Source organism: Bacillus sp. FSL K6-3312 (genome assembly GCF_038007485.1).
GTDB classification, from domain to species: Bacteria; Bacillota; Bacilli; order Bacillales; family Bacillaceae; genus Bacillus; species Bacillus pumilus.
The window spans coordinates 1248966-1270876 of the sequence record NZ_JBBOXI010000001.1 but is presented as its reverse complement, the minus strand read 5'-3'; the positions used below and the strand labels follow the sequence as shown (position 1 = coordinate 1270876).

At 42.4% G+C, this 21911-nt stretch carries 24 protein-coding genes and 1 riboswitch; of the genes, 8 read left to right on the top strand and 16 right to left on the bottom strand.

Annotated elements, in window-relative coordinates; all coding sequences use genetic code 11:
- Positions 1–46: 46 nt before the first annotated feature.
- The gene (gene spoVB, locus MHI11_RS06335) at positions 47–1597 is read left to right on the top strand and encodes a stage V sporulation protein B (protein WP_340960702.1); all 1551 of its coding nucleotides are present in this window, start codon (positions 47–49) and stop codon (positions 1595–1597) included.
- A gap of 1 nt (position 1598) precedes the next feature.
- Here spoVB and MHI11_RS06330 read toward each other — a convergent pair whose 3' ends face one another.
- The gene (locus MHI11_RS06330) at positions 1599–2261 is read right to left on the bottom strand and encodes a DUF421 domain-containing protein (RefSeq protein WP_106065674.1); all 663 of its coding nucleotides are present in this window, start codon (positions 2259–2261) and stop codon (positions 1599–1601) included.
- Between the two features lie 165 nt (positions 2262–2426).
- Between MHI11_RS06330 and MHI11_RS06325 the strand changes: the two genes are divergently transcribed.
- The gene (locus MHI11_RS06325; protein ID WP_044140023.1) at positions 2427–2804 is read left to right on the top strand and encodes a TIGR04086 family membrane protein; all 378 of its coding nucleotides are present in this window, start codon (positions 2427–2429) and stop codon (positions 2802–2804) included.
- Between the two features lie 49 nt (positions 2805–2853).
- On the opposite strand, the gene yajC is transcribed toward MHI11_RS06325, so the two are convergent.
- The 7 genes from yajC to MHI11_RS06290 all read right to left on the bottom strand — a co-directional run bounded on the left by yajC (position 2854) and on the right by MHI11_RS06290 (position 7872).
- Positions 2854–3120, bottom strand: coding sequence for a preprotein translocase subunit YajC (gene yajC, locus MHI11_RS06320; protein ID WP_003216659.1), 267 nt, complete (start codon positions 3118–3120; stop codon positions 2854–2856).
- 48 nt (positions 3121–3168) lie between these two features.
- Entirely contained in the window at positions 3169–4314 is a 1146-nt protein-coding gene (gene tgt / locus MHI11_RS06315; protein WP_340960701.1) for a tRNA guanosine(34) transglycosylase Tgt, read from the bottom strand.
- 31 nt (positions 4315–4345) lie between these two features.
- The gene (queA, locus tag MHI11_RS06310) at positions 4346–5374 is read right to left on the bottom strand and encodes a tRNA preQ1(34) S-adenosylmethionine ribosyltransferase-isomerase QueA (RefSeq protein WP_340960700.1); all 1029 of its coding nucleotides are present in this window, start codon (positions 5372–5374) and stop codon (positions 4346–4348) included.
- Positions 5375–5408: 34 nt separating this feature from the next.
- A complete protein-coding gene (locus MHI11_RS06305; protein ID WP_012010741.1) occupies positions 5409–5609 on the bottom strand; it encodes a DUF2905 domain-containing protein in 201 nt (66 codons plus the stop codon).
- The gene (gene ruvB, locus MHI11_RS06300; protein WP_106066918.1) at positions 5602–6606 is read right to left on the bottom strand and encodes a Holliday junction branch migration DNA helicase RuvB; all 1005 of its coding nucleotides are present in this window, start codon (positions 6604–6606) and stop codon (positions 5602–5604) included. Before ruvB ends, MHI11_RS06305 begins: the two co-directional genes overlap by 8 nt.
- An 11-nt stretch (positions 6607–6617) precedes the next feature.
- The gene (ruvA, locus tag MHI11_RS06295) at positions 6618–7223 is read right to left on the bottom strand and encodes a Holliday junction branch migration protein RuvA (RefSeq protein ID WP_044140019.1); all 606 of its coding nucleotides are present in this window, start codon (positions 7221–7223) and stop codon (positions 6618–6620) included.
- A gap of 148 nt (positions 7224–7371) precedes the next feature.
- The gene (locus MHI11_RS06290) at positions 7372–7872 is read right to left on the bottom strand and encodes an intercompartmental signaling factor BofC (protein WP_181462012.1); all 501 of its coding nucleotides are present in this window, start codon (positions 7870–7872) and stop codon (positions 7372–7374) included.
- 238 nt (positions 7873–8110) lie between these two features.
- On the opposite strand from MHI11_RS06290, the gene MHI11_RS06285 reads away from it, so the two are divergent.
- Complete coding sequence (locus tag MHI11_RS06285) at positions 8111–8755, top strand: serine/threonine protein kinase (protein WP_106066917.1); 645 nt, start codon at positions 8111–8113, stop codon at positions 8753–8755.
- 33 nt (positions 8756–8788) lie between these two features.
- Here the strand turns inward: MHI11_RS06285 and MHI11_RS06280 are convergent, their stop codons facing one another.
- On the bottom strand, positions 8789–8971 hold the full coding sequence (locus MHI11_RS06280) for a hypothetical protein (RefSeq protein WP_003216799.1): 183 nt from the start codon (positions 8969–8971) through the stop codon (positions 8789–8791).
- A gap of 192 nt (positions 8972–9163) precedes the next feature.
- Between MHI11_RS06280 and MHI11_RS06275 the strand changes: the two genes are divergently transcribed.
- Positions 9164–9310 (top strand): hypothetical protein, encoded by a 147-nt coding sequence (locus tag MHI11_RS06275; protein ID WP_340960698.1) that lies wholly within the window; start codon positions 9164–9166, stop codon positions 9308–9310.
- Positions 9311–9345: 35 nt separating this feature from the next.
- Here MHI11_RS06275 and thiC read toward each other — a convergent pair whose 3' ends face one another.
- A complete protein-coding gene (gene thiC / locus MHI11_RS06270; RefSeq protein WP_340960697.1) occupies positions 9346–11106 on the bottom strand; it encodes a phosphomethylpyrimidine synthase ThiC in 1761 nt (586 codons plus the stop codon).
- 126 nt (positions 11107–11232) lie between these two features.
- Positions 11233–11341: riboswitch (TPP riboswitch) on the bottom strand.
- Positions 11342–11578: 237 nt separating this feature from the next.
- On the opposite strand from thiC, the gene MHI11_RS06265 reads away from it, so the two are divergent.
- On the top strand, positions 11579–12211 hold the full coding sequence (locus MHI11_RS06265) for a LysE family transporter (RefSeq protein ID WP_340960696.1): 633 nt from the start codon (positions 11579–11581) through the stop codon (positions 12209–12211).
- Positions 12212–12258: 47 nt separating this feature from the next.
- Here MHI11_RS06265 and MHI11_RS06260 read toward each other — a convergent pair whose 3' ends face one another.
- The 5 genes from MHI11_RS06260 to nadB form a co-directional block, all read right to left on the bottom strand.
- Complete coding sequence (locus tag MHI11_RS06260) at positions 12259–12876, bottom strand: YhcN/YlaJ family sporulation lipoprotein (RefSeq protein WP_340960695.1); 618 nt, start codon at positions 12874–12876, stop codon at positions 12259–12261.
- A gap of 133 nt (positions 12877–13009) precedes the next feature.
- Complete coding sequence (gene safA / locus MHI11_RS06255; protein WP_340960693.1) at positions 13010–14254, bottom strand: SafA/ExsA family spore coat assembly protein; 1245 nt, start codon at positions 14252–14254, stop codon at positions 13010–13012.
- Positions 14255–14385: 131 nt separating this feature from the next.
- Positions 14386–15495 (bottom strand): quinolinate synthase NadA, encoded by a 1110-nt coding sequence (gene nadA, locus MHI11_RS06250; RefSeq protein WP_044140010.1) that lies wholly within the window; start codon positions 15493–15495, stop codon positions 14386–14388.
- Positions 15482–16345 (bottom strand): carboxylating nicotinate-nucleotide diphosphorylase, encoded by an 864-nt coding sequence (gene nadC / locus MHI11_RS06245; protein WP_106066914.1) that lies wholly within the window; start codon positions 16343–16345, stop codon positions 15482–15484. Before nadC ends, nadA begins: the two co-directional genes overlap by 14 nt.
- Positions 16327–17901: an L-aspartate oxidase gene (gene nadB, locus MHI11_RS06240; protein ID WP_340960692.1), complete on the bottom strand. Its 1575-nt coding sequence runs from the start codon at positions 17899–17901 to the stop codon at positions 16327–16329. Before nadB ends, nadC begins: the two co-directional genes overlap by 19 nt.
- Positions 17902–17995: 94 nt before the next feature.
- On the opposite strand from nadB, the gene MHI11_RS06235 reads away from it, so the two are divergent.
- The 3 genes from MHI11_RS06235 (at position 17996) to MHI11_RS06225 (ending at position 21165) form a co-directional block, all read left to right on the top strand.
- Positions 17996–19138, top strand: a complete 1143-nt coding sequence (locus MHI11_RS06235; RefSeq protein ID WP_189318711.1) for an IscS subfamily cysteine desulfurase — start codon at positions 17996–17998, stop codon at positions 19136–19138.
- Positions 19139–19141: 3 nt separating this feature from the next.
- Positions 19142–19684 carry a transcription repressor NadR gene (locus tag MHI11_RS06230; RefSeq protein ID WP_113767496.1) on the top strand — a complete coding sequence of 181 codons (543 nt, stop codon included), beginning with the start codon at positions 19142–19144 and terminating at the stop codon, positions 19682–19684.
- Positions 19685–19812: 128 nt separating this feature from the next.
- Positions 19813–21165, top strand: a complete 1353-nt coding sequence (locus MHI11_RS06225; protein ID WP_340960248.1) for an IS1182 family transposase — start codon at positions 19813–19815, stop codon at positions 21163–21165.
- A 121-nt stretch (positions 21166–21286) separates the two neighbouring features.
- Here MHI11_RS06225 and MHI11_RS06220 read toward each other — a convergent pair whose 3' ends face one another.
- On the bottom strand, positions 21287–21901 hold the full coding sequence (locus tag MHI11_RS06220) for a spore coat CotO family protein (protein WP_044139611.1): 615 nt from the start codon (positions 21899–21901) through the stop codon (positions 21287–21289).
- Positions 21902–21911: the final 10 nt, after the last annotated feature.

Below are 21911 nucleotides of genomic sequence, written 5' to 3'. Positions count from 1 at the left end.
ATTGTATATGATTCTATGTCGTTTGAGAAGGCAGGTGATCTTTGATTTGACGAAGCAAACATTTTTAAAAGGGACAATTATTTTAATTTTAGCAGGTTTTATCACGAGAATATTGGGTTTTGTCAATCGAATTGTCATTGCAAGGTTCATTGGCGAAGAAGGAGTCGGGCTTTATATGATGGCTGCTCCTACCTTTTTTCTCGCTGTGACGCTCACACAATTCGGACTGCCTGTCGCTATTAGTAAGCTTGTCGCAGAAGCAGAAGCCCGGGGTGACAAACAGAAAACAAAACGTATTCTTGTCATGTCCCTTGCGATAACAGGGACACTCAGCCTGATATTCACGCCGCTCTTTTTATGGTTTGCACCCATCATGGCAGAAAGTATGCTGACAGATTCTAGAACGGTCTATCCACTGCTTGCCATTACGCCCGTTGTCCCAGTCATCGCCATTTCCAGTGTGCTAAGAGGGTATTTTCAAGGCAGACAGCAAATGAGCCCGCTTGCCATATCTCAAGTACTGGAACAGGTTGCAAGAATTTCTCTAGTGGCAGTATGTACAACAGCTTTCCTTCCTTATGGGATTGAATATGCGGCAGCAGGTGCGATGATTTCATCTGTTATTGGAGAGATGATTTCACTTGCTTATTTACTGATTGCCTTTCGTTATAAAAAGACCATTCGTATTCGAAAACGATTTTTTAAGGCGATTCATGACGGTAAGGACACGTTTAAGCAATTGATGAGTATTGCCCTGCCAACAACAGGCAGCCGTTTTATCGGGAATATTTCGTGGTTTTTAGAACCGATAGTTGTCGCGCAAAGTCTTGCCATTGCTGGATATGCGGCTGTCGAGGCAACAAGACAATACGGAGAGTTGACTGGTCTTGCGCTAACCCTTTTGACACTGCCTAGCTTTATTACGTATTCTCTCTCCACTGCACTGGTCCCAGCGATCAGTGAAGGAATGGAGCAGAACAAACGCAAAACGGTCGAATACAGGCTGAAGCAGGCGATGCGTCTTTGTCTACTCAGCGGAGGTATTTCCTGTATTATTCTTTTCGTTTACGCAGAAGATTTAACGCTCTTTATGTATGGTTCATCGCATGCGGCTATTTATGTAAAATTCATGGCACCATTTTTCCTTCTATATTATTTTCAAGGGCCGCTTCAAGCCGTCTTGCAAGCACTCAATTTAGCAGGTGCGGCGATGACAAATAGTCTGATAGGTGCTGTTGTGAAAACAGGAATGATTTTTGTCCTTGCATCACAGCCAGGCTTTGGCATTATGGGGGCAGCACTTGCAATATTAATCGGCATCGTCCTTGTCACGCTGCTTCATGCGGCAACTGTCGGTAAAGTACTGCCTATTCATTTACCAATGAAGGAATATGGGATATGCGTTCTTGTGATCATTGGCACTGGGGCCGTGAGCCTTTGGCTGAAATCTCAAGTAAACGGGCTCTTTTCTGCCCCGATTGAGCTTGTGATACTGATCTTTGTTACGTGCGCTCTGTATGTCATTCTATTAATCTGTCTAGGGCTAGTGAAGCGAGAAGAGCTTCGCCGTATCCCGTTTATAGGGAAACTGCTTTAGCTCATTTCTTCTTGATCACTTCATCTTTCAAATCAATATAAAATGTCTTTTGATTAAAGCTACAGTAGGAAATCTGATCAATTTCATGATAGCCCCTTTTGGCAAGCTCATCTTTCAGCCACTGTTCATTTTGATTAATTTGCTTCAAATGATCGTGCTGTACAACGCCATCAGCAATAAGTGGCAGCTCAAGCGCTCCGTGTGTGTGCTTGTTTTCTTTTTCAACGACCGCAAGCTTTCCAGATGGCTCTAAAATGGCGTAAGACACATCCTGAATGCTATCGATGTTGTTTTCTCTTAATTGAATGAGCAGGTCATCAAAATTGTATCGCTGTTTTCTCATCGCACCCTCGTCGATTTTCCCATTGATAATGAGCAGGGCCGGTTTGCCGTCAAGAAAGCGCCGGACACCTTGGAATTTCAATGAGAGGTAGGCGAGTGTGATTTGAATGAAGGTTAACAGCAGGATCGGCCATACCGTATGTAACATGTGATCCTCGACTTCTTCTATGGCGAGAACCGCAATTTCTGCGATCATCATAAAAATGACAAGATCTAAAATACTCAATTCGCCAATTTCTCTCTTGCCCATTAACCGAAAAATAAACCAAATAAGAAAATATAAAATGATTGTTCTCATGGAGATAATCAAGATGTCCTGCATGTGATGTAAACCCTCCTTCTCTAACATAGCTTGTGTCAAAACCCTTTATTTATGTAGAAAAGAAAGCCTCTGTTTTTATCGTGAGAAACATGTCTATTTTTTCTTCATAGTGAATACATTTTAGTAAAAGACAAGCTTCGGTCAATTGGAGAGGAGACGAATCACATGCAGGAAACGAAACAAATCGGAAAAGGGATTTTATCCGGCTTAATGGCCATTTTTATCGTGATGATTGCCACAAGCTTACTTGTATCGCTCATGCTTACCTTCACAAGTATGCAGGAATCATCGTTTAAATGGATGATTATGATTTTGTCCTTTGTGGCGCTTTTATTAGGGGGGATCATTTCTGGAGGAAAAGCAAAGGAGCGCGGCTGGCTCATTGGTGCGATCACTTCTATGATCTTTTCTCTCACTGTATTTTTGTTTCAATATTTAGGGTTTGGAGAAACCTTTTCACCAGAGCAGTTCATCTATCATGGGGCATTTTTAGGAATTTGTATGCTCGGCGGAATGATTGGCGTCAATCTTCGAGGCAAATAAAAAAAGAGCGGATATATCGCTCTTTTTTTTATGGCTATGTATCGGAGGATTAGCCTTTGTCAGCTAGTTCTCTAATAGCACGTCGATCGAAAGTTAAACGGTTGTTTTCGCTTGTTTTGATGACCACTTTTGATTCATCAATGTAGTCGATTTCACCGTGTAAACCACCGATTGTGACGATTTTATCGCCTTTTGATAAAGATTGCTGCATCTGACGCACAGCTTTTTGTTGCTTTTGCTGTGGACGGATTAATAAGAAGTAAAGCACAGCAAACATGACAACAATCATAATGATTGAACCCATACCACCATCCATTCTATTTCACCCCTTTCTAAAGCATTGTAAAGCCTTTTCGTTTATGCGTTAAAAGTTTTTCGCATTCGGTTCGTTAAAGCCGTAACGCTCAAAAAACTCTTCTTTAAAATCACCTAAACGATCCTCACGGATAGCTTCTCTCACTTGCTCCATTAATTTTAACAGAAAATGAAGATTATGATAAGTTGTTAATCGAATTCCGAACGTTTCATTTGTTTTGATTAAATGTCTAATATAAGCGCGTGTGTAGTTTTTACATGTGTAGCAGTCACAGTTTTCATCGATTGGTCTGAAATCACGCTCATATTTTGCATTTTTCACAACAAGACGTCCTTCGCTTGTCATCAACGTACCGTTTCTGGCAATTCGCGTTGGCAGCACGCAGTCAAACATATCTACACCGCGAACGGCACCGTCAATTAAGGAATCTGGTGAGCCGACACCCATTAAGTACCTTGGCTTGTCTGTTGGTAACAATGGCGTTGTGAACTCGAGTACACGGTTCATCACATCTTTTGGTTCACCAACAGATAAGCCTCCGATGGCGTAGCCTGGGAAATCAAGTGAAACCAGATCTTGTGCACTTTGTTTGCGAAGCTCTTCGTATTCTCCGCCTTGGACAATTCCAAACAGTCCTTGATCCTCTGGACGCTGATGCGCTTCTAGACAGCGTTCTGCCCATCTGCTTGTCCGCTCTACAGATCGTTTCATGTAATCGTATTCTGCTGGATATGGTGGGCATTCATCAAATGCCATCATAATATCAGAGCCAAGCGCATTTTGGATGTCCATGGCCTTCTCAGGAGAAAGGAACAGCTTATCTCCATTTAAATGATTACGGAAGTGGACGCCTTCTTCTTCAATTTTTCTAAATTCACTCAAAGAGAATACTTGGAATCCGCCTGAATCGGTCAAAATCGCTCGATCCCAGTTCATAAATTTGTGCAGGCCGCCTGCTTCTTTCACAATGTCATGACCTGGACGAAGCCATAGGTGATACGTATTGCTTAAGATGATGCCTGCTTCCATTGCCTTTAATTCTTCAGGCGCCATCGTTTTGACTGTAGCCAGTGTACCTACCGGCATAAATACAGGTGTGTCAAAGGAGCCGTGCGGTGTATGAACGCGCCCTAGTCGTGCACCTGTTTGTTTGCATGTTTTAATAAACTCATAACGTATCGGTAATTGCGACAAAAATGAGCCCTCCTGTCTTTGTTGTATGATGTTATTGAATCAGCATGGCATCGCCAAAGCTGAAGAAGCGGTATTCCTCTTTTACAGCCTCATTGTACGCTTTTAGGACATGCTCTCGTCCAGCTAATGCGCTGACAAGCATGATTAACGAGGATTTGGGCAGATGGAAATTCGTGATCATACCATCAATTGCCTTGAATGTATAGCCTGGGTAAATAAAGATTGACGTCCAGCCGCTTGATGCTTTGAATTCGCGATCATGCGCACTTGCAATGGTTTCTAGCGTTCTCGTTGACGTTGTCCCCACTGAAATAATCCGCCCGCCTTCCTTGCGAACGCGATTAAGCTCTGCCGCTGTTTCTTCATTCATTTCGTAAAATTCCGCGTGCATTTCGTGTTCTTCAATACGATCTGCACTGACCGGACGAAAAGTACCAAGCCCCACGTGCAGTGTAATGAATGCGATGTGTACTCCCTTTGCTTTCAGCGCATCCAGCAGCTCGTTTGTAAAGTGAAGACCAGCAGTTGGAGCAGCAGCGGAGCCGACCTCTTTCGAATACACGGTTTGATAGCGTTCACGATCGTCAAGCTGCTCTTTAATATAAGGAGGCAGCGGCATTTCACCAAGGGATTCAAGTACTTCATAGAAAATGCCGGTATACTGAAACTCAACTTTTCTGCCGCCATGTTCTAATTCTTCTGTACATACTGCTTGAAGCCGTCCATCACCAAAGGTGATAACTGTTCCTTTTTTCACCCGTTTGGCTGGTTTTACAAGTGTTTCCCATTTATCGCCTTCCTCTTGTTTTAAGAGAAGAAGTTCAACTTTTGCACCTGTATCCTCTTTCATTCCAAACAAACGTGCCGGCAGAACGCGCGTATTATTTAAAACGAGACAATCACCCGTTTGAAAATAATCGGTGATTTGTGAGAATGTATCGTGTGTCACCTCACCCGTTTGTTTGTTTAAAACCATCAGTCTTGATGCATCTCGTTTTTCAAGCGGTACTTGTGCAATCAATCTTTCTGGTAAATCAAAATCAAATAGTTCTAGCTTCATTTCCTTCACCTATTCTGTAGTTAACTAGTTAACGTTATTTCATCCGTCCAAAGATATTAAGTAATATCGTGAGCACGATGCTAATGACAATGCATGTGATCACAGGAAAAAAGAACGTCACATTTCCTTTTTTCACAAAAATATCACCTGGAAGCTTACCAACCAATTGAAATACTAATCCTGCGGCAAAAAGGACACCACCTAAAATCATCAATATTTTAGGGAATTCAGTCACGAATCGGAACCTCCATTTGAAAATGTTCATACGCTTCTCTTGTGACGACCCGTCCTCTTGGTGTTCTTTGCAGGAAACCAATTTGCAGTAAATACGGTTCGTACACATCTTCAATAGTATGTGATTCTTCTCCAATTGTCGCTGAGATCGTATCAAGCCCAACAGGACCGCCTCTAAATTTTTCAATCATACTTAAAAGCAGCTTATGATCGATATGATCAAGACCAAGCTTGTCGACTTGAAGGCGCTCAAGGGCATCTTCCGCAATGTCCTCGGTAATCGCATGATTCCCAAGCACCTGCGCAAAATCTCTTACTCTTCTGAGCAGACGGTTGGCAACCCTCGGCGTACCGCGGGAACGTCTTGCAATCTCTTCGGCTGAGCGAAGATCGATCCCAATCTCGAACAGCTCGGCTGTTCTTGAAACAATGTGAGCCAAATCTCTTTGCTCATAGTATTCCAATCTTGCATGTACCCCAAACCTGTCACGAAGCGGCGCTGTTAAAAGCCCGACGCGGGTCGTGGCACCTACAAGTGTAAATGGCGGTAAATCAAGCCGTACAGAGCGTGCTGTATCTCCTTTGCCAATGACGATATCTAAACAAAAATCCTCCATTGCTGGATAAAGCACTTCCTCAATTGAGCGCTGCAAGCGATGAATTTCATCTATAAACAACACATCACCTGGCTCAAGAGACGTTAAAATCGCCGCCAAATCACCAGGACGTTCAATCGCTGGTCCAGATGTTGTACGCAGCTGAACATTCATTTCATTGGCAATAATCGACGCAAGCGTTGTTTTCCCGAGTCCGGGCGGTCCGTATAAAAGGACATGATCGAGTGTTTCCTGCCTCATCCGGGCAGCCTCAATAAACACGCTGAGGTTATCCTTTACTTTTTGCTGACCGATATATTGGCTAAGTGCCTGTGGCCGCAGACTTTGCTCAATGGCTGATTCATGGTTGTCTGCTTCAGTTGAGACGAGCCGTTCATCCATGAGACATCACCCTATTTCAACATTTTTTGTAAAGCTTTTTTCACATATTGATCGGTTGTGAGATTCTTTTCTTCTTTTAACAATGGAAGAACCTTTTTAATTTCGCGATCACCGTATCCGAGAACACTTAAGGCTTCAAGCGCTTCGTCTAATGCCGTTTGCTGCGTTTCGACCTGAATATGGTCCTCGTGATTAAATAGGTTGCCAATCATTTCGGGCACGACATCAGCTAGCTTTCCTTTTAGGTCGAGAATGATTTGGCGAGCTGTCTTTTTGCCAACACCAGGGAACTTAATCAGGAACGCTTCATCTTCACGTTCTATCGCTGAAATGACAGCGCCTGGATCACCGGAAGCAAGAATCGCTAGAGCCCCCTTCGGCCCAATCCCTGTGACATTTAACAGTTTTGTGAACAGCGCTTTTTCTTCTCGTGTTTGAAATCCATATAACGAAAAAGCGTCTTCTTTTATGTAATGATACGTATAAATCGTTTCTTGTTTATTTATTTGATAGATAAACGGGTTTGGGCTATAGACTTGATATCCCACTCCGCCGTTTTCTATGACAACATATTGCGGGCACACATAATCAATGGTCCCTTTTACAAACTCTATCACCGTTTTCACCTCTTTGACTGTTCTTCATTGTAACATAAATCGAGAAGAAAACCGCAATAAAAGTTAACATACGTTCGCTCAATGCATTTTTACGATGACACTACGAAAAACAGCTTGCGGCCTTCACACCAGCAAGCTGTTATACGCTTTAAAACGATATTTCATTTCGGTAAGGCTTCATGACTTCAAGCACATGCTCAAATTCATCCTTTGTTCGAAAAGGAATGCCTTGCTGAAGCTGCTCCTCCACATGACTTTCTAAACGGGACGTATCAATTTGAAAAAAGAGATGAATGGGCTCCGCCCAGCCGTCAGGCCTTCCATGAAACGTAGAAATCACACCGTCCTCTGATAATCCGATATATCCATTTGCTTTACTTAATGGAGAGATATCATCAATTTGCTTTCTAAAAAGCGCAAAATCCTCTTTCTGCTCTACTAGCGTCCAGCCTTTATACTGCGACCAGAATGTGTCTTTGTCTTCTAATGATGCCCGGTGTCTTTCAATACTCACATCTCCGTCTAGATAGACTTTTTCAAGCTGCACGGTGATCGAGTTTGACTGTTTTTGCAAGTGTTCTTTTCCTTCCATATCCGCAGCGAAAAAAAGCACACTTGTCATGATAAGTCCTGTAACGAAACATTTCATCTTCACTTTCACTATTTACACCTCTTTAGAACATGAGATCGATGCATGACATATGTAGTTTGACCCATTTTTCTAAACATTAACCAAATCGATGACATGAATATATGGGAAGAGTCTTTCGTTGTATCCTTCATTCGTAAATGGTATGTTTTATACAATCCATTGCTTTATCGAATGCTCGGTTTTTTCATCATTCGTTTTTCAGCCGCATAAACTGAAACCAAAGAAGGTGAAGTCAATGTCAGAAGTCAAAAGATTAGCCGAATCGATTCAGTATCATGAGGATAAACGTCTTCATAAGCTTGCCTTTAAACCGGCAGAGCTTGAGCTGTGCGGCAAAGGAAGAAGTGCCTATGTCTTTTCATACAAAAAAGACGGCAAGAAAATGGCGCTAAAAGTCTTTTTCCCTTCTTATCAGCATATTGCCCGCAAAGAAGCCGCTATTTATGAAAAGCTCTCTGGTTCGTCTTACTACCCTGAGATTTATGAATCTGGGGATCAGTATATTTTAATGGAATATATTAAAGGAAATACATTCTATGAATGTCTCACAAAGGGGATTCCTATTAAAAAACAAATGATTGCGCAAGTCGATGATGCGCTAGAAGAAGCACGCGAGAAAGGATTGAATCCTTCTGATATCCATCTGAGGAATCTGATCTTAACAAAGGAAGGACAGGTCAGGGTCATCGATGTTGCCCGTTTCACACAAACAAAAGCTTGCCATCAGTGGGATGACTTAAAAGCCGCTTATGCTTATTACCAAAAACCTTTCTTCCCGAAAAAAGCACCGCGTCTTTGGCTTGAAGTGATTGCTTATTTGTATAAAAAGAACTGGCTGTCCCGCGGTCAGCTTAATAATCGGAATGATTTCTCTGCATAATGAAAGCCGCTCTCACTGAGCGGCTTTGCTGTGTCAATCTGTTTCAACATGGATGCTATTCACATTTAATAAGTTAATGATTTCATTATTCAGCTTAAACCAATGATTGGCTTCTTCAATTTTCTTATACACATCATAGGTAGCTGGACGTTTTAGCTCGAAATCAAGCACTTCCCCATTGTTCATATGAAATGTTACCTTAAATACTTTCATCATAAGATCACCTTCCACTCTCTCTTGTTAGCTGGCCAAATAGATCGGCTCTTTTCATTCATTCTCTACTCAACTCGTTTCCCCTCCTTCTTTCCTGTCAAACACAAGAAGTTTAAATTTTGTTTAAATTCAAACAACATCTCTATCCCTGTTCTTTGCAAAGAAGTATATTATTTTAAAAAGGAGGTTTTCTTTATGAAACGGAAAAAGAAACGAACATCTCCAGAAAGACAAACAGTCGTGTTTCATTTAACAGATGCCCTCATTCCGAGTCTGGATATGATAGGGGTTGCATTAAAGGCATTTTTCCACCTCTTAAGAAAAGTCTTATCCGCGATCTGATAAAACCCCGCACAACATGCGTGCGAGGTTCTTTTTTAGGATGAATATATTTGACTTCCTTGGCTGATAAACTCCTTCGCCTTCTTCTCCATCTCTTTTTTCACTTCTTCTGATTGATTACGAATATCATGGGAAATTTTCATGCTGCAAAACTTCGGTCCGCACATCGAGCAAAAATGGGCAGTCTTAGCGCCTTCAGCAGGCAATGTTTCATCATGGAACGCCATCGCTCTTTCTGGATCAAGTGACAGGTTGAATTGGTCCCGCCATCTAAATTCAAACCTTGCTTTCGATAAAGCATCATCGCGCTTTTGAGCAGCAGGATGTCCTTTTGCTAGATCAGCAGCATGTGCAGCAATTTTATAGGCAATCACGCCTTCTCTTACATCTTCTTTGTTCGGCAGACCTAAATGCTCTTTTGGCGTCACATAGCATAGCATCGCTGTTCCATACCAGCCGATCATAGCTGCGCCGATAGCAGATGTAATATGATCATATCCCGGAGCAATATCTGTTGTAAGAGGTCCTAATGTATAAAATGGTGCCTCTTTGCAAATCTCCATTTGTTTGTCTACATTCTCTTTGATTTTATCCATTGGAACATGCCCAGGCCCTTCAATCATCACCTGTACATCATGTTTCCAAGCGATCTCTGTCAATTCACCTAACGTTTCCAGCTCTGCAAACTGCGCTTCATCATTGGCATCAGCTACGGATCCTGGTCTAAGCCCGTCTCCAAGTGAAAAGGCAATATCATACGTTTTCATAATCTCACAAATGTCTTCGAAGTGGGTATAAAGGAAATTTTCTTGATGATGGGCAAGACACCATCTTGCCATAATGGCACCGCCTCTTGAAACAATTCCGGTCACCCGATCGACTGTCAGCGGAATATACCTTAACCGCACGCCCGCATGAATCGTGAAGTAGTCTACTCCTTGCTCTGCCTGTTCAATTAACGTGTCTCTGTACACGTCCCACGTCAAATCTTCTGCCACGCCATTCACTTTTTCAAGCGCCTGATAAATGGGAACGGTGCCTACTGGGACTGGGCAATTGCGAATGATCCATTCTCTCGTTGTATGAATGTCCTTTCCTGTAGACAGATCCATCATGGTGTCTGCACCCCATCTGATGGCCCACGTCATCTTTTCTACCTCTTCATCAATGGATGATGTCACAGCTGAATTACCAATGTTCGCATTGATTTTGACATGGAAATTCCTTCCGATAATCATCGGTTCACTTTCAGGATGGTTAATATTCGCTGGAATGACCGCTCTTCCGCTGGCTACTTCCTCTCTCACGAACTCAGGACTTAGCCCTTCTCTTAACGCGATGAACTCCATTTCAGGCGTCACAATACCTTTTTTTGCATAATGCATTTGCGTCACACAGGCACCTTTTTTTGCGCGAAGCGGCTCATGATGAAAATCAGTAAGAACATGATGATGTGACGCTTTCTCTTTGGAGCGATATCCGTTATCTTCAGGTTTTACATGACGTCCTTCATAGCTTTCTGTATCCTCTCTTTCTTCGATCCATGCCGCTCTCAGACGATGAAGCCCCTTTGTAACATCGATATGAGCACGCTCATCGGTGTAAGGTCCACTCGTATCGTACACACGAATCGGTTCATTTTGAATATTTCCTGCCTGCGTCACCGTTTGTGAGAGGACAATCTCTCTTTTTGGCACTAAAATGTCAGGTCTTGACCCTTTCTCATACACCTTTCGGCTGCCATCAAAGCTTGATAATAACGATTGAGTTGTTGGGGTATTTTTCTTTTCTTTCATTTGCTGTTCTCTCCTTCTCTTCTTGTCACCGGACAGGATGGAATCAGCACCAGCAAAAAACCAGGCTCTATGAACAGAACCTGGTTTCGTCGTTAGAAATAAACATGAATGTCATTCATATGACACATGTATCATCTTCAACTTCCCCACGCTGGTACGAGCCAGATCAGGTCCAAAGGGTTAAGAAGCATACACTTCTCTCTCAGCCCAGCCGCGGGCACCCCTAGTCACATTTATTCATTTCCACAACAGTGTAGCATAGAGATGCCATGAAAAAAAGAAGTTTCAGGAAAATAGTTCCTTTCCACTACAAAAGAGATAAAGCCAGCTTGATATACACCTTTATATACATCATCTATCCCAAACATTTAGATGAAATCTGAAATAACCATTGATCCTTTTCTCCTATTATGTATAATTAATCTAAACGGAGAATTTTTATACAAACTTTTTCAAAGGAAGTTCTAGTCGATTGCAAACATTTCTCACATTTATCGTCATAGGATTCTCAATTGCTTTGCCAGTTAGAGCGATCACGGTTGAAATGACAAAACAGGGATTAAAGAACGGCTTCTTTCATGGTTTAACTGTAGGAGCAGGCGGCATGACCATCGATCTCCTACTAATCTTGGCTTTGTATGCTGGATTTGCTCAGTTTTTATCACTGCCATTTGTCCAAATCCCACTCTGGCTGATCGGAGCTATCTTCTTAATGATTCTCGCATACGATTCCATTAAACATGCGGATCAAGACATCCATTTAGCTGGCGAAAAAGTCAATAAATCTTTCGCAAAAACGTACAGAAACGGCTTGCTTGTTGCGGTGTCTCCTGGAAACCTTGTGTTCTGGGTTTCTGTATTCGGAGCTGTACTGGCAGATGCATATACAAAAACAGATTCATCTGAATTTATGCTGGCATCAGGCGGTATTTTGGCAGGGATTCTCCTTCATGACATCGGTCTTCTCACCCTTGTATCCTTAACAAGAAAAGTGATGAATCGAACGATGATCAAATGGACATCCATTATTGCTGGTATTTTATTACTTGGATTTGGCTGTTATTTCTTTTACGAATTCTATACAGGCATTAAGGTTTATTTTTAAGAAAAGGCTAAAGTTCTTGAGGAACTTTAGCTTTTTTATGCTTCAACCTATCGAGTCATGCCTGTTTGACCTGTTTCAAATTGTGTTCTTCTCATATCTCTAAAGCGTGTGAAAGCTCCCTCGTCTTTAATGACTTGGACAGCTCTTCCATCCGCATAACGAGTCGCTGCTTCTTCCACTTGTGATACGCCTTCTGACGTTAGACGTCCATCTGATTTAATGGCAATATACACACTTTCATCAGTTACCATCACCTGTGAGTCTTCAACGTGGTTCATTTTATTGACGCGATTGGCAATTTTTCTTGAACGCTGCACGTTCTCTTGTTTATCGTAGCCAGAGAACGACATTTGGTTATGATAGTTCATATCTCCATGACTGTAGCGTCCATCTCCACCTGCGAGAGGCGTTCGATCATCAGCTTGAGGACGGGTGCGATAATCAACATTCGTTGTATTCCCACCGTTCATTCCCTCCATGAGCTCTGAAACTGGCCCTTGATGATCTTGATTATTGTCATCCGCACGGTTATTCGAATGATATCCGACTGGCTGACCTGATTGATTATGTCGTGTATCTACACCTGCATTGTCATTTGCACCACATGCCGTTAATCCAATAGGAAGAAGCACTAATGCGATCGTTTTTTGCCATTTTTGTCTCAAACGAAAAACCCCCTGTACAAATTCAATCTCATGAGCGCGAAACAGGCTCTGTTTTAGCATGTACAGTTTGGGGAAAAATCAAGCTGTCAGTTATAAACAAAAAAAGGAACGATTGAGATCGCTCCTTCTGTCATTACTCTTCTTCGTCTTCCTCTGGTCTTGCAAAAACAGATTGACCTGGATATGGCTGCATATAAGGCTGAGCTGGATAAGCCCCCATTTGGCCATAAGGTACAGGATTCGGGTAATGTCCTGGCCACGGCTGATGCTGCTTCATGCCATCAACACATCCGCAGTCTTCCTTGCCGTAAGCTTCATTTGAAACATTTGGATAAAAACCTTGATTCACGTTCGCATTGACATTGGCGTTGGCGTTGGCATTGGCATTTGGATGCATATGGTGGTGCCAGTGATGCCCGTCGTTTGCATGATGTTCATAATGTTCTCCGTAATAAGCTGGCGCTTGATACGCAGGATAATATGGCTGCGCTGGGTATGGATATGGCATCATGTGATGATGGTGATAATAAGGCTGGATAGGATAGCAAAGACCTGAGCCTGGTAAAATTGGCGATGCTGGCATCATTTGCTGCGGATATGGATACATTGCCGGCATGTAATGACCATGACCATAATAAGGATCATATGCGTCATGATGCTGGTGATGGTGATGATGTTCCTTATTCTCAGCCATTCCCCCTACCGCTGCGCCTCCTACATTCGGCATTTGCGGGAAATTAGGAAGGTTTGGGTAATTGCTGTGCTCCATATCTTTTCCCTCCTCCTTTTGATGCGGAATATGAATAAACGGATCATACCCCTTTGCCACTTCATCTTTTAAATGACCTTTATTTTCATGATGGAAATGGTCCTTGTTGTCTTTATGCTCCTTATTCTCATAATGAACATGATCTTTATGATCCTTTTTGTCATGAACATGATCTTTCTTTTCATGAACGTGATCTTTTTTCTCATGATGTTCTTTTTTGGGAGGAGGCGTGAATGGCTGGTACAGATTGGTCTGATAATAATTCACATCGACTTGTGGAAAAGCTGGCTGCTCGATCTTTGGCACTGGCGGTACATAAGGTACAGGTTCGTTTGGCTTTTCTTTCGGCTTCGTATCTTGCACTTGCACGACATCTTTTGGCTTTTCTTTCACATACGGATGTTCTTTCGGCTTTGGCATTTCTTTTGCTTTCTGATGATCTGTTTTTACAGGAACACCACTAGATGGAATCTTGATCTTCATACCCGGCATGATCAAATCTGGATTACTGAGCTGTGAATTTAGTTTTTTCAATTCTTGAAAGTCGACTCCGTATTTCTTTGAAATTTTCCAAAGGGAGTCTCCTTTTTGCACAATATGAATTTTCAACGTTTTCCCCTCCTATGCAAAACGTGAACGTAACGGTTATGTCAGAAGTACAATATGTTTCACCATAAATTTATGCCTATTTACAAGCCAATATGATAAAAACTTGTTTTCTGATAGGAGGGGCTGATTCATTATTTAATGGCGAGCATTTTATTCAGTGCAAGTAAAGCGTCTTTTGTCGTGTCTTCATTGACTTGAATCAAACCGACCGGATCACCTTTCTCTATGCTTTCTAGTGACCATAACAAATGAGGGAGATCGATTCGATTCATCGTCAAACATGGACACATATCCGGATTGAGGGATTCGATTTGTTTATCTGGATGCTGATCTATGATCCGCTTAACCAAATTCATCTCTGTTCCAATCGCCCACTTGCTTCCTGCTGGTGCTTCCTTGATCGTATCAATAATAAATTTCGTTGAACCGGCAAGATCAGAAGCCGTGACGACTTCATGCGTGCACTCTGGATGGACAAGAATTTGAATGTCACGGTCTCTTTTTCTCGTTTCTTCAATATTTCGCACCGTAAATTTCTCATGGACAGAGCAATGGCCTTTCCATAAAATCATCTTGATGCGGGAAAGCGGCTGATCGGTGATGAGCCTTTCTTCTATTTGATCCCAGACAGCCATTTCTTCAAGTGAAATGCCTAAATCAAAGGCCGTATTACGCCCTAAATGCTGATCAGGGAGAAACAGAATCCGCTCTTTTTGTGTGAGCGCCCACTCCAGCACTTTTTTAGCGTTTGATGATGTCACTGTGGCCCCGCCATGCTTTCCGACAAATGCTTTAATATCAGCTGTTGAGTTGACATACGTAAGTGGAAGAATTGTCTCCCCAAACAGATCAGTGAGCTGCTCCCATGCTCTATCCGTTTGTTTCATGTTCGCCATATCTGCCATTGAACAGCCTGCTCTCATATCTGGCAATAGAACCTTTTGATTCTTATTTGACAGCATGTCTGCCGTTTCAGCCATGAAGTGAACACCGCAGAACACAATGTACTCCGCTTCCTTGTTGTCCGCGGCTATTTGTGCGAGCTGCAATGAATCTCCTGTTGCATCTGCGAATTGGATGACTTCATCCTTTTGATAATGATGCCCTGGTATAAAAAGCTTTGATCCAAAGGCTCGTTTAATGTCTAACACACGCTGCTTCATCTCATCAACAGAGCGGTGTTTATATTCTTCTGGCATCATGGCTGCATGTTGATTTGCGAGTACATCAAGCAGTGACATGAGTTGTTCCCCCTTTATGACTGAATTCCATATTCATACTAAAATCAAATGCTGGGGCAGAATGTGTCAGAAAACCAAGTGAAATAAGATCGACACCTGTCCCTCTGTAACTTGGCAATGTCTCTAGCGTGATACCTCCTGAAGCCTCTGTCAGAATTGTCTCCGGCGTCATTTGTTTAAAATGTTTTACCTCGTCCGGAGAGCAGTTGTCAAACATGATGACATCGGCCTTTGCATCAATGGCTTCCTTAAGCTGCGTTTCTGATTCAATTTCTACTTCAATTTTCACCATATGACCGGCATATGCTCTTGCTTTCTCTACAGCTTCACGAATAGAGCCGCATGCGGCAATATGATTATCTTTAATCATCACCCCATCTGATAAGCCGAAGCGATGATTCTTTCCCCCACCTGTCTTCACAGCGTATTTCTCTAACATACGCAAGCCGGGCGTCGTTTTTCTCGTATCACAAATCGTAATCGACGGGTCCGCTAATCGCTGCACTGCTTCATGTGTTAAAGTGGCGATACCTGTCATGCGCTGCAAGACATTTAAAATGACCCGTTCTCCTTTTAATAAGTCGCTGACTGGTCCCTTTATTTTCGCCAGCACTGCCCCTGAATGAATCCAATCACCTTCTTCAAAGAACAACTCAGTCTGAATCTGTTCATTCAGCAGGCGGTACCCTATGTCAATGACTTGAGAACCTGCCAATACACCCGATTGTTTTGCGATGATATAGGCTGTTCCTTTCTTTTCTCCAAAAATGCCATCAGCTGATACATCTCCAAAACCAATATCTTCTGTGAAAAAATGAGTCAGCATTTGTTTTAACTGTAAACGTTCCATTTGGCACCGATCCTTTCATTTTTCATCATGTGAATGTGGCCTTTTTCATGGACAATTTGCATGCCCCGCCATAATGCATCATTCCGATTTGGATAATCCAATCGATAATGGCCGCCTCTGCTTTCTGTACGAAGTAATGCAGACTTCACAAGGCAAATCGCTAATGTCCATTGATTACTTAATTCGATCTGTTGACTTGTGATATTCTTCACATTCACTTGCTGATAAGGGACTTGCTGTAATGTTTGAAGCAAGGTCTTTAGCCCTTTTTCTTTTCTTACAATTGCGGCATATGTCGTCATCCATTGTCTCAACTGATCCTCTGAAATTTCTGGGACGGACCATACTTCTTGAATAGAGAAAGAAGGGATTGTTTTTTTCTGTTTAGCTATTTGTTCAATTCTCCGTGCCGCTTTGTTTCCTAAAACGAGACCTTCCAAGAGAGAATTACTCGCCAATCGGTTCGCTCCGTGTAAGCCTGTACAGGCCGCTTCTCCGATGGCAAAAAGAGATGGAACCGTCGTTTCTCCATATTCATTCACGCAGATTCCGCCCATTAAAAAATGCATACCAGGGGAAACTGGGAGCCTGCCGCTTGCCATATCGACACCTGCCCGCTCACACATTGCAGCAATGGCTGGAAAACGAACTGAGAAATGTGGAATTTCGCTGATATTGAGATACAGATCATGACCTAATTGCTGCTCATGAAAAATAGCTCTAGCGACAATATCTCTAGGCGCTAAATCAGCTTGTGGGTGAATGCCTTCCATGATCCTCCTACCTGTTTCATCTTCTAAATAAGCTCCCTCTCCTCGGACTGCCTCTGAAACGAGACCGACTGCTTTTCCAGCGATCGTCAAGAGGGTGGGATGGAATTGAACAAATTCGAGATCAGCTAACTGTGCTCCAGCTCGATAAGCCATCATCAGTCCGTCTCCTGTTATAGAAGGGTCATTTGTGTTTGTTTCATATAGGGAGCCGCAGCCGCCCGTGGATAAAACAACGGCATCTGCGGTCATAGTATGTACGCGATCTTTCTCGTCTTTCCAGACCACTCCTATGCAGGTTCCTTCGTGAACGAGCAGATCAACGACATGGGAATTTTCATATAAATGAATATGTGAGCCAAGCTGATTTTTTAAATACTGCACGAGGGTTTTGCCTGTTTGGTCTCCTCCTGCATGCAAAATGCGATGAGTCGTATGCGCCCCCTCTTTACCTAATTGCGGCACGCCCGTCTCCGTTTGATCAAATGGACAGCCTTCTTCTACGAGCTGCTCCACCATATGCTTTCCAAGACGTACGATCTCTTGTACCGCCCTTTCATCATTGTGATCACAGCCGGCAGCTAATGTGTCTTGTACATGCTGATGAACAGAATCCTGTGCTGAAAAGGCAGCTGCGATTCCTCCTTGTGCAAGCATGGAATTACTAGAGGAAAATTGTTTTTTTGTCATCATGATGACTTCGCAGCTTTCTGAAATGGTTTTTGCAAAGGAAAGCGCTGCAATGCCTGATCCCACCACAATGATTTTTTTGATTGATGACACCATCGCCCCTCCTGTCATTTACACCTGTCTTGACACATATCATTACACAACACTACAATAAATACAAGAAAAAATTTTCTTATAGGAGATGGATGGATTGGTTTATTTAGATTACGCAGCTTCTACACCTGTTTCGGAGGAGGCACTGCATGTTTTTCATCAGCTAAGTAAAGATTGCTACGGGAATGCAAGCAGTCTACATGATGCAGGCGGAAGAGCAAATGACATACTGACTTACAGCAGACAATCAATCGCTGCCATTCTTGAGGGTGAACCAGAGGGCATCTACTTTACAAGCGGCGGAACGGAATCCAATCTTCTTGCGATTCAATCGATGGCAAATGGTCTGCCAGCAGACAGGCAGCATGTCATCACAACTTCTGTAGAGCATCCTTCTGTTCATCATGCGGTTAAGAGCTTAGAGCGTCTTGGCGCGAAGGTTACGATCATTGAACCGAATCAAGATGGGATCATCACTCAGGACATTCTCAGAGATGCATTATTGCCTGAAACAGGATTAGTATCTATCCAGCATGCTAATTCAGAAACAGGGATTATCCAGCCGCTCGCTGAATTAGCACCCATTTTAAAAGAAAGGCACATTCTTTTTCATACAGATGCCGTGCAAACATTCGGAAAGGTTCGTGTGTCCATCAAGGAGCTTGGGGTTGATGCCGTATCCATATCGAGCCATAAAGTGTATGCACCTAAGGGCGCTGGTGCTGTCTATTTGGGTGCTCACGTTCCTTGGAAGCCTTTATATTCAGGTGCAGTTCAGGAAAATGGCTTCCGCCCTGGAACAGTGAACGTTCCATGCATCGGTGCTTTTGCTGCTGCGAGCGAACAATTGATACTTAAGCTAGATGAGCAAAAGCGGCAAAATGAGCAGCTTCGTCATTATTTTCATCAGCAGCTGAAAATGAGACAGCTTCCTGTTCGTACACTTCAGAACAATGGCAATCGCCCTATGTTGCCTCATATTATTGGTTGTTTTTTTGAAGGGTTTGAAGGACAATATGTAATGTTAGCATGTAACCGGCATGGGATTTGTATATCGACTGGAAGCGCATGTGCTTCTGGTTATCATCATCCTTCCCCGGCTGTGAAGGCATTACACGTATCAGATCGTGATGCTCTTCAATTCATTCGACTATCATTTGGATCGAAGTCGTCAAAAGCGGACATCGATCAGCTTTTGCATACATTTGAACAATTGCAAAAGGAGAAGAAAGGAGCATAAGACGTGGAGCAAGAGAGGAAACTCATTGGCGAAGAGAGAAGAAACGCCATTTTAGAGTGGTTGAAAGAAACAGATACACCGCTCACCGGAAGCTTTTTGGCTAAAAAGGCGGCTGTCTCTCGACAAGTCATTGTACAAGATATCTCACTATTAAAAGCAAAAAACGAACCCATTATTGCCACAAGTCAAGGCTATGTGTATATGGCATCTCAGCATACGCCAGAAAGAGAAATTGAACAAATCATCGCCTGCAAGCATGATCCTGTTCGTACAGAAGAGGAACTGACCTTAATTGTAGACTTTGGTGTGACGGTAAAAGATGTGATTATAGAGCACCCTGTTTACGGTGAACTAACGGCCTCGATTCGCGTCAGCACACGCAAGCAAGTAGCTGATTTCGTTCATCACATTTCTAACACGGGCGCCTCCTACTTGTCAGAACTAACAGACGGCGTGCATTTACATACACTCACTTCTTACAGTCAAAAGCAGCTTGACCAAGCCATCCAAGCGCTCGATGATGCTGGCTTTTTAATTAAAGACTAAAAAAATAGTGTCCTATAAGGGACACTCAGGCTGTCGAGAAAATCTCGACAGCTTTATTTTTTCCCTTAAAGTTTCCATTCCCCCGTTTTATAATAGAGAAAAGCATACTAAAGGAAGGTGTTTTTCTCATGTTCCACACTAGAAATTCTTCTCAGCACGAAGCCGAATTTGTATTGCTAGATCAACTGGTCGAAGAGGATCACCTGCTTCGTAAAATTGATCAGTACATTGATTTTTCATTTATCGTAGATAAAGTCAAACCCTATTATAGTGAGAATAAAGGTCGTCCTTCTCTTGATCCACTTATTTTGTTCAAAATGATGTTTATCGGATACCTGTACGGTATCCGTTCTGAAAGACAACTTGAAAAAGAAATTTACTATAACATGGCGTATAGATGGTTTTTAGGTTTGAACATCAATGACCCCGTTCCCCACCACTCGACCATTAGCTGGAATCGTCGTACTCGATTCAAAGATACAACGATTTTTCAAGACATTTTTGATGAAATTGTGCTTCAAGCCATCAATCATGATATGGTAGGAGGCCGCGTTCTTTTTACTGATTCGACTCATCTTAAAGCCAATGCCAATAAACATAAATATACGAGAAAAACGATTGAACAAGATACTCAGAACTATATAAATGATTTAGAAGAAGCGATCCAAGAAGATCGAGAGGTACACGGAAAAAAGCCCTTAAAGGTAAAAGAGGAGGTGAAAACGGAAAAAGACATTCGTCAAAGTACGACTGACCCTGAAAGTGGCTATCTTTATCGTGAAAACAAGCCAGAAGGCTTTTTCTACCTAGACCACCGTACAACGGATATGAAGTACAATATCATCACGGATGCCCATGTCACGCCCGGCAATATCCATGACTCTGTTCCGTATCTTGATCGATTGGATCACCAAATCGCCCGATTTGGTTTTCAAGTAGAAGCTGTTGCCCTTGATTCTGGTTATTTGACAACCCCAATCTGTAAAGGTTTATCCGATCGCCGTATTTTTGGTGTCATCGCACATAGACGCTTTCATCCAACAAGAGGATTATTTGAGAAATGGAAATTTCAGTATGATTCTGAACATGATCACTACATATGCCCAAATGGCGAGAAGCTATTATATACAACAACTGATCGAAAAGGTTATCGATTCTACAAATCAGACCCTAAAAAATGCGTATCGTGTCCTTTCCTAGAGAGCTGTACAAGGTCGAAAAATCATCAAAAAGTGATCTCAAGACATGTATGGGAAGAACATAAAGAAAAGATCAGACAAAATCGTCTGTCTGCTTCTGGAAAAGAGCTATATAAAAAAAGAAAAGAAAAAATAGAGCGAAGCTTTGCAGATTCAAAACAACTGCATGGGCTTCGCTACTGCCGGTTGAGGGGAAAACAAAATGTGAGTGAGCAAGTGCTTCTCACAGCTGCCTGTCAGAACATGAAGAAGATTGCCACACACCTAGCGAAGCTAGGCTAGGTGTGTGGGAGGCCTTTTTCTTTAATCTCATCCATCATCATTACGATGAAAATAAAAAAGATTGTAGAAAAACATGAGTTTCTCTACAATCTGAGTCCCTCTATGGGACTTTTTTTATTCGTTAAAAGCCAAGTGGATGAATCGAGGAAATTTCATCTATTGCTAATTCAACTGGATTTCCCCCGCCCGCTGTTCGAATGACCACTGTATCTTCTTTTCGATCCATGATAATCCCTCTATATGTTTTACCATCAGCTTCAATCAGGCAAAGGGCTCTTGGCATATTATGAGGCAGGCTTGTGAGAAAATCGACTTTTTCGTCAATGCTCATCTGACTTAAAGGCTTTTTCACTCGTTTTCTTCTAGGTTCTTCTTTTGTTTCATGAAAAACGCCTTCTGGCGGCTTCTCCTCTTCTCGCTGAGGTTTTCGTTCTTGTATAAGCTCTGGCTCTTTTATGATGTCTTGTTCTTGGGTAAGCTCTGCTTCTTGCATCATGTCTTGCTCTTGCTGACGCTCAGGCGGCTTTGCTTCTTTTTTCTTCTCGATTTCTTGAGCCACGGGTTCCTCGTGTGTACTTTCTTCGACCTTGTCTTTTTTTCTCTTAGAAATTTCTTGTGGTTTTTCTGATTTCTTTCGCTTTCTCACAATATTTTGCATGGCCGGCATTGATTCATCATAGCTCGGCTGAACAATATACATAAGCGGCTTCTGGTTCTCATCACCTTTATTTGACATACTAATCCCT

What these genes read in the sequence shown, in the direction of transcription:
- thiC (WP_340960697.1), bottom strand. Translation starts at nt 11,106, where the DNA reads ATGAAAGAAAAGAAAAATACCCCAACAACTCAATCGTTATTATCAAGC.
- nadB (WP_340960692.1), bottom strand. Translation starts at nt 17,901, where the DNA reads ATGGTGTCATCAATCAAAAAAATCATTGTGGTGGGATCAGGCATTGCA.
- MHI11_RS06325 (WP_044140023.1), top strand. Translation starts at nt 2,427, where the DNA reads ATGCAGGAAACGAAACAAATCGGAAAAGGGATTTTATCCGGCTTAATG.
- MHI11_RS06220 (WP_044139611.1), bottom strand. Translation starts at nt 21,901, where the DNA reads ATGTCAAATAAAGGTGATGAGAACCAGAAGCCGCTTATGTATATTGTT.
- MHI11_RS06280 (WP_003216799.1), bottom strand. Translation starts at nt 8,971, where the DNA reads ATGATGAAAGTATTTAAGGTAACATTTCATATGAACAATGGGGAAGTG.
- MHI11_RS06330 (WP_106065674.1), bottom strand. Translation starts at nt 2,261, where the DNA reads ATGCAGGACATCTTGATTATCTCCATGAGAACAATCATTTTATATTTT.
- yajC (WP_003216659.1), bottom strand. Translation starts at nt 3,120, where the DNA reads ATGGATGGTGGTATGGGTTCAATCATTATGATTGTTGTCATGTTTGCT.
- MHI11_RS06275 (WP_340960698.1), top strand. Translation starts at nt 9,164, where the DNA reads ATGAAACGGAAAAAGAAACGAACATCTCCAGAAAGACAAACAGTCGTG.
- MHI11_RS06290 (WP_181462012.1), bottom strand. Translation starts at nt 7,872, where the DNA reads ATGAAATGTTTCGTTACAGGACTTATCATGACAAGTGTGCTTTTTTTC.
- MHI11_RS06285 (WP_106066917.1), top strand. Translation starts at nt 8,111, where the DNA reads ATGTCAGAAGTCAAAAGATTAGCCGAATCGATTCAGTATCATGAGGAT.
- MHI11_RS06225 (WP_340960248.1), top strand. Translation starts at nt 19,813, where the DNA reads ATGTTCCACACTAGAAATTCTTCTCAGCACGAAGCCGAATTTGTATTG.
- nadC (WP_106066914.1), bottom strand. Translation starts at nt 16,345, where the DNA reads ATGGAACGTTTACAGTTAAAACAAATGCTGACTCATTTTTTCACAGAA.
- ruvB (WP_106066918.1), bottom strand. Translation starts at nt 6,606, where the DNA reads ATGGATGAACGGCTCGTCTCAACTGAAGCAGACAACCATGAATCAGCC.
- queA (WP_340960700.1), bottom strand. Translation starts at nt 5,374, where the DNA reads ATGAAGCTAGAACTATTTGATTTTGATTTACCAGAAAGATTGATTGCA.
- nadA (WP_044140010.1), bottom strand. Translation starts at nt 15,495, where the DNA reads ATGTCACTGCTTGATGTACTCGCAAATCAACATGCAGCCATGATGCCA.